Annotated in this window: 5 protein-coding genes; 2 read left to right on the top strand and 3 right to left on the bottom strand. The window is 34.1% G+C overall.

The genetic code is table 11. The features are described from left to right. Positions 1 to 378 precede the first annotated feature (378 nt). Positions 379 to 876, top strand: a complete 498-nt coding sequence (locus tag AC1Z3S_RS19675; protein ID WP_461741787.1) for a hypothetical protein — start codon at positions 379 to 381, stop codon at positions 874 to 876. Between the two features lie 17 nt (positions 877 to 893). Here the strand turns inward: AC1Z3S_RS19675 and AC1Z3S_RS19670 are convergent, their stop codons facing one another. Further along, positions 894 to 1,349 (bottom strand): hypothetical protein, encoded by a 456-nt coding sequence (locus tag AC1Z3S_RS19670; protein ID WP_461741786.1) that lies wholly within the window; start codon positions 1,347 to 1,349, stop codon positions 894 to 896. 1,088 nt (positions 1,350 to 2,437) lie between these two features. Here AC1Z3S_RS19670 and AC1Z3S_RS19665 point away from each other — a divergent pair. Next, positions 2,438 to 2,968 carry a DUF536 domain-containing protein gene (locus tag AC1Z3S_RS19665; protein WP_461741785.1) on the top strand — a complete coding sequence of 177 codons (531 nt, stop codon included), beginning with the start codon at positions 2,438 to 2,440 and terminating at the stop codon, positions 2,966 to 2,968. A gap of 1,355 nt (positions 2,969 to 4,323) precedes the next feature. Here the strand turns inward: AC1Z3S_RS19665 and AC1Z3S_RS19660 are convergent. Continuing rightward, on the bottom strand, positions 4,324 to 5,088 hold the full coding sequence (locus tag AC1Z3S_RS19660) for an amidohydrolase family protein (RefSeq protein WP_461741784.1): 765 nt from the start codon (positions 5,086 to 5,088) through the stop codon (positions 4,324 to 4,326). A 10-nt stretch (positions 5,089 to 5,098) separates the two neighbouring features. After that, positions 5,099 to 6,394 carry an SLC13 family permease gene (locus tag AC1Z3S_RS19655; RefSeq protein WP_461741783.1) on the bottom strand — a complete coding sequence of 432 codons (1,296 nt, stop codon included), beginning with the start codon at positions 6,392 to 6,394 and terminating at the stop codon, positions 5,099 to 5,101. Between the last annotated feature and the right edge of the window lie 101 nt (positions 6,395 to 6,495).

Below are 6,495 nucleotides of genomic sequence, written 5' to 3'. Positions count from 1 at the left end.
TAATATGGATTCCATTTTATCCCCCCTAATTTAAGTAGATAATTTCACGATCATGTAGTTAAGTATACTCTATAACTATGTTAACAATTCTGAAGGAGGTTATGTAAGCGCTAACTGTTTTTTTTTTGTTTGATTTGTTTTTTTTCTGTTTTTCCATTGTGAATTGTTACAGGTGTTAACATGGATGTTTAAATTGCTTGGTATAACGTAACTTATGTAAAGTTAGTAGTGTAAAATAATTACCAAACAAACTTCGTATTTTCAATTTTTCTGTCTTTTTATTTAATTAATTTAGCGGAATATATTGCTATATACAGAATAATAATTTATTCTGTATATGTAAAAATATCAATTCTAAAAAGATAGGGGGGAGTTTAAATGAAAAAGGTATTTGAGCTTATGTTTGCGTTTGTACTATGTATTTTAGTGTTTGCTATTCCACAAGTAGTCGAAGCTGGTAGTTTTGAATCAACAAATGTTAGCTATGGTCAAGAAGATATTGTAGATGTTGAAAGAGTGGGTGAAAGTACGGAAATTTATTTTCCTGGAGATATTGTAGTAGTTTTAGAAGGATATACTGGCGATATAGACTCGATTGAAGTAAAAGTTGAACTTAAAGAGGTCCAAGAAAATCCTTTATTACGAAGCAGTACAGGTTATATATATGATTTCCCAGGGAAAATATGGGCTTCTACATCTGTAGTTGGAACAGGAACATCTAGTGTTTATGTTGAAAGAACACAATCTAAATTCCATAATTTTGTTAGAAGGACAGCACATTATAGAGGAGATCTACCACGAACTGGTAGACAATTTGTAGGTAATAAGTCTTACGCTGTATATACTGGATATATAAAATTTTGGTATGCTAGTTAATCAAAAAGTAGTATGGACTATTTCTCCCATACTACTTTTTCTTTTTCAGCTAATAATCTTGAGTCCAGAGTTTTAGTTTCAGACTCTTCAGTATCTATAAATGCAATTTTTTCAATAGAGCTTAACTCAAGTTTATCTAAATTAAAATCAGATAGCTTAATTACTGCCTCTGTCTGACTATCAAAAATGGAACCTTGAGTATAGATTGTAAAGAACAGAGTCGAATGATAGATATACCCGTTAATGTTAGATATTTTTTGATAAAAAGGTTTTTCTATATTAACTTTTATTGTCGTATCTATTGTTAAATCAGGATTATCAGATGTAATCATAATATCTTCGATATTATCCTTTGAGATTGTAAAAGATAATGCACTTATTAATGCGACGTATATACACAATACAAATAAAATAAAAAAAATTACTCCAAAAAATCTTTGGGGTCTCGAAATCTCCAGTTTTCTGTTACTCAATATAGGGCACCTCATTTTTCATTAAATTATTCAATTAATATCACCTTACTAATTAGTCAAAAGAGTATAAAATCGATAAAAAAGGTTGCAATCCCAACCCCTAAAGCGTAATCTAAAACTATCATACAATTTAATATTACCAGAAAAAAGGTAAAAAAATAGAACGTTAGCTTAAAAATCGTTTCTCAGGCGATTTTTAAGAGCTTTAATTGATAACCTACTATCAATCAAAACCACTTCTAACATTCTAGCTTTTACTATTAATAGTACCACTTCTTTATTGAAGTTCGTATCTAATTATAGTAAATCTAGAAGCAGAATTCAAGGACTTGATTTATAAAGGCACTCAATTAAAGCTAATTGAGTGCCTTTTTTGTTTGGAACAAGCGGACGTGCCACTGTCCGACCCTTAGAAGATGGGAAATAAGACGAAAGGTTACGTATTCGCCGCTGCAATAAGGAATGCTAGGAACACACAACAAGGGTAGCCTTATGCCCTTGTGTTCTGAAGGGTGGTAGCGACCGATTTAAACGGCTAGGGTGGAAACATGGACCGAAAGGTCAGTAATCTAAAACAAGGCTCTTAGGGCGTGTTTTAAGAGGGTTTTAGATGAAGTGTAGCAACTTCCAACTCATAAGGCATGTGATAGTGGCTCCGGTCGGCTCTCCGACGTTAGAACGCAGTTTAGACGCATATTACAGGTTGTACGCTAGTAGACAGAAAAACAAGCCATACATTTTTCTGTCAGATACTAGGGTACAACTATGCTCAACACCAGTACAACAGCCCCTCTGTTAGCAATTCGGAGAGCATTTGTCTAGTTTTTTTTCTTTTGATTTTGAAAAAAAGAAAGAAGGAAAACCTGTGGAGCCTTAGCGGAACAGGTGTGAGCCAGTTGCCTTAGCAACGATCTGGCGAGAGTGAGCCTTAGCGAACGGCCTTGGAGAGGTTGGCGGTACGCCAAAATGCCTTAGCAGCTACTACGTACTGTAGACCGTCGTTTTACTTGCAAGTTTAGACGAAAACTGCCGTGACATTCGTTCCTTATTTCTAAATACGGTATACTTACTGCGAAGGAGTGAGTCCCTTGGAAAACTACAAAACTATCAAAGAGCTTGCTGATGAAATTGATTATTCAAAACAATCAATTCAAAAAATTATTGAAGGCCTATCTGTTAGTGAAAGACCTAATAAAAGAGGTAATAAATATATACTATTTGAAGATGATCAAATTCGAATAAAAAGAATTTTAGGAATAAATAATTCGGATAAAGATTTAAATATTTTAGATATTGAATCAGATAATTCGAATATAAAAACGAATAAATTAGATAATGAATTGGATAATTCAGATAAGGATAGATATATCAAGTTTTTAGAGAGTGAAAATGATAATAAAATTTTGAGAATTGAGAAATTAGAAAAACTGGTAGACCAGCAACAACAACTTACTCTTCAAGCAAACAAACAAATCGAACAGCTGCAATCTCAATTATTGGTTACGTATACAGAAGAATCGAGCCGAGAAAGTAAGGAAGAAGTGGAACAACAGCTATCGGAAGCTTCAAAAGAAGAAATACCTGGACTATCGAAAAAATGGTTTCAGTTTTGGAAATAATTTAAGTGTTCCATAAACCGATATAGAAAAAAGTGAAGCTAAAAGTAACTTGAGAGCTTAATTGTAGAGTGTTTTGGTCCGGCAAATATGGCCGTTTTTGCCGCAAACCCTAAAAAGAGGCTCGGCATATAAGCTCATATTTGCCGCATGTGAAAAAAAACTGATATCACACTAAAAACAAACCGCTCTGCGGTTTATATCAATATTGATATCAGGTTTCCCTTATGCTCTTACAACATTTGTTTGTGAAATTTTAAAAGGAACATTTTTCTTTAAGTATCATATTTAAAAAAATCATTTGGTTTTATGTTTAAGAGGAGCGTTAACAAGAATCAAAGAAAAAGAAAAATCATGATATTGCTACAAAAAGAACAAATTTCCATCATATTTTGGATGTAGGATGAACTCATCCCAATAAAACAAACCCAAATCAAACTTTTTTTCATTTTTTACTCCTACCCCGACTCACTGTCCCCGCAGTGAGTTTTTTTTATGCCCAAAACTGGTTACTGTCAGGCTGTGGGTTTGAACCCACAAACAAAAGTTCTTATCAGTTTAACGGGTTTCCGAGTGAAGAATTAAGCACATAAATCAATGCAAAAAAATTGACTAGTTGCAATCACAATTACTTCTTACAACTCTAGACGAGGAAAAAGCTAGGATAGAAGAGACTGAAAAGCAGATACAAGAGAAAGAAGCACCTTTTAAGGCTTGTGACAGTTTTGGGCATAAAAAAAACTCTACCAGCTAAGACAGAGCTTTTTGTATCATATTTTAAATGTCCCAAAATTGATGTTTTTTTCCACGACCTTGGGACAAGGTTTTTTCTTTACATATCAACGATTTACTACTGTTCCGAGCCTAATTTACCGATTTACTACCCCCCTGTTAGAGTACGGGGGTCCCACCGAGAGCAACGGTCGTTGCTCTCGGTGCTCAAAAGCGTCTACTTTGCCCTGTTCACCTTCGTGAACACGCACGTCACTGTAACTGTTTCAAGTAGGGAAACCTGTCTTGCCGCTGGCAGACAGGCCGCCTCGCCCCAGGCGAGCGGCCCTGTTTGAAAACAGACAGCGTCGGCTGAGGGCAGAACAAGTAGCGCTTTCGAATATTGTTACTCTACTACGATTAGTATAACAAGGGTCTTAGTTTCCATCAAGAAAATTTCACTAAGTTTTGAGCCGGAAGAATGCTGCGAATGCAACGTTTGAAAAATGAGAAACGCTAGATGTTGAAAAATTCACAAGGAAAAGCCCGCTAGAGGTTGATCTGGCGGGCTACTTTGTTTAATGCACATTATGTCGACTAACCGTTAAATAACGTTGTACATACCTTTTGTTTGTTGCTGCATCAATTTAGTTTGCTAGATACCATCTCTTCCCGTTGTTTACTAACAAATTTTCAAGTTCTATTTCAGAAAATATATTTTTTAAAAGTTCTATATCAGTAAGACTAAATTTTTTTCGAGATCTAGTACTTGGTAAATCAGTCCCAAATAAAAGTCCAGAGGGATTCTCTGCGTATAATCGAGGTAAAAGAAGAGAAATTTCTTTGAAAGAATATTCTACTCGACCAAAACCAGTAACTCGAATTGGGATGCCATTAGAAATGAATTTTTTTAATTTTTCTTCAGAGTTACGGCCCATCCCTATATGATCAACGGAGGCCTTAGGAAGACTCAAAATGAGGTTGTCTAGTTCAGTTGTTGAAGTATCTAAATTTAGATAAAACTCCGTATGCCATCCCAATAAATCAAATACCTTTTTTGAAAAATATTCAATTTCAGTTAAATTTTCTGTAATTCCTCTATATAAATTGAAACGAATTCCACGAATTCCAATAGTATTTAATCTTGTAAGTTCATAATCAGTTATGTTGGACGGTAGTTGAGAAACCCCTAAAAAATTTGGCCCCAATTTTGTTAGAGCGTCTGCAAAATAGGTTTGATCATAACCTTGAAAAGAACCAGAAACTACGACCCCGCCTATGGAATGGATCCCCATCTTGTGTAACTGACTTCTATAATTTTCAACAGTGTAAAAATCAGGTGTGAATCCATTATTTTCAATAATAGGAAATTTAGGATCGATAATATGAAAGTGACTATCAAATATCTCCATGTTGTTCCTCCTAATATATAAATGTAAGTATAAATGTTGCTATTACTGCAAAAGCTAAACATAGTGGTGTTGCAACATATAGAAGTTTATTATAAAATTTTTCTTGTTCTTTTCCTGTCAGACCACTATTTCCTAGAATTAAACTGCCTCCAGTAGAGAACGGTGCTAATGCAGTTGATTGTGCCCCAATTATTATTGATACTATAATCAACGCTGGACTAAATCCTGTTGATATAGCTATACCTGATACCATCGGAAACATTAAAGGTGCAACAACGCCCAAAGTGCTGCTGAAAATAGACATTACACCTGCGATAATGCAAACCGCTACAGGAACTATTGGTGTTGGTATCTTGTTAATAAATGATGCTAACAAGTCAATGGTACCTGCTTCAACAGCCACATCAATAAGCATCCCGACTCCACATACTAACCAAATGGTACTCCATGGTATTTTTTCCATTACCTTATCAGGCGTATCAGTTAGTTTTAAGAAATAACAAATAATAGCAAAAACTATTGCTAGTAAGCTTATATCAATTCGTGTGTTTATAAAATTCAACCACTCTTTGTTCGGAAATAAATTATTTAATGCGGGAACAAATAAAACAATCACCATAAGTGAAGCAATCAATATAAGATTAATTTTTTGTTTTTTATTAAACACTTCCGGTTTTTCAATCACTAGGTTGTTCTCGTCAGATTTACGTTTAGAAAAAAATAATAAAATTAACACTACAAATATTGGGTATATAAAAGATACTATAAAGATATCCTGAGTTAATGACGCTGCTTGATCAGCAAGCGGTGTCTGCGTCAACAAAGAATTGAAAAGAACTCCATGTGCACTAAACATAAAATTAGCACCAGATAAAGCTCCCAACGAAACTGCTATAGACGCATACATGCGATTCATGTTTGATGACTTACATAATGCCATTGATATAGTTCCCATTATAGCAATCGATGTAAAAAATCCAGCACCTAAGCCAGATACTAGGGCTGTAATAAAATAAATGATTAGTGGCAAAAAGAAACTAAATCTTCTCATTTTGTATAATAAAAGATTTGCAAGTTTATCTAATGTACCATTTACAACTGCAAAATTAAAAAACAGAGACACGGAAAAAATAACTAAAAAAAGTTTAGTCGGCCAGGTGGCAAGAAAATCAGGAATAGACATTCCTAACACAAAGCAACCTATCAAATAGGCAAAAGCCAAAGCAATTAATCCTGTATTGATATTAAATTTTTCACCTAAAAAAATTGATAAAATTATTGCTAATACGATTAATATGGATTCCATTTTATCCCCCCTAATTTAAGTAGATAATTTCACGATCATGTAGTTAAGTATACTCTATAACTATGTTAACAATTCTGAAGGAGGTTATGTAAGCGCTAACT

The sequence above is a fragment of the Enterococcus sp. LJL90 genome, assembly GCF_056924355.1.
The sequence above is the reverse complement of the archived record's forward strand: the minus strand, read 5'-3'. Positions and strand labels throughout refer to the sequence as shown.

Coding starts and splice junctions, on each gene's coding strand:
- AC1Z3S_RS19675 (WP_461741787.1), top strand. CDS start 379: ATGAAAAAGGTATTTGAGCTTATGTTTGCGTTTGTACTATGTATTTTA.
- AC1Z3S_RS19660 (WP_461741784.1), bottom strand. CDS start 5,088: ATGGAGATATTTGATAGTCACTTTCATATTATCGATCCTAAATTTCCT.
- AC1Z3S_RS19655 (WP_461741783.1), bottom strand. CDS start 6,394: ATGGAATCCATATTAATCGTATTAGCAATAATTTTATCAATTTTTTTA.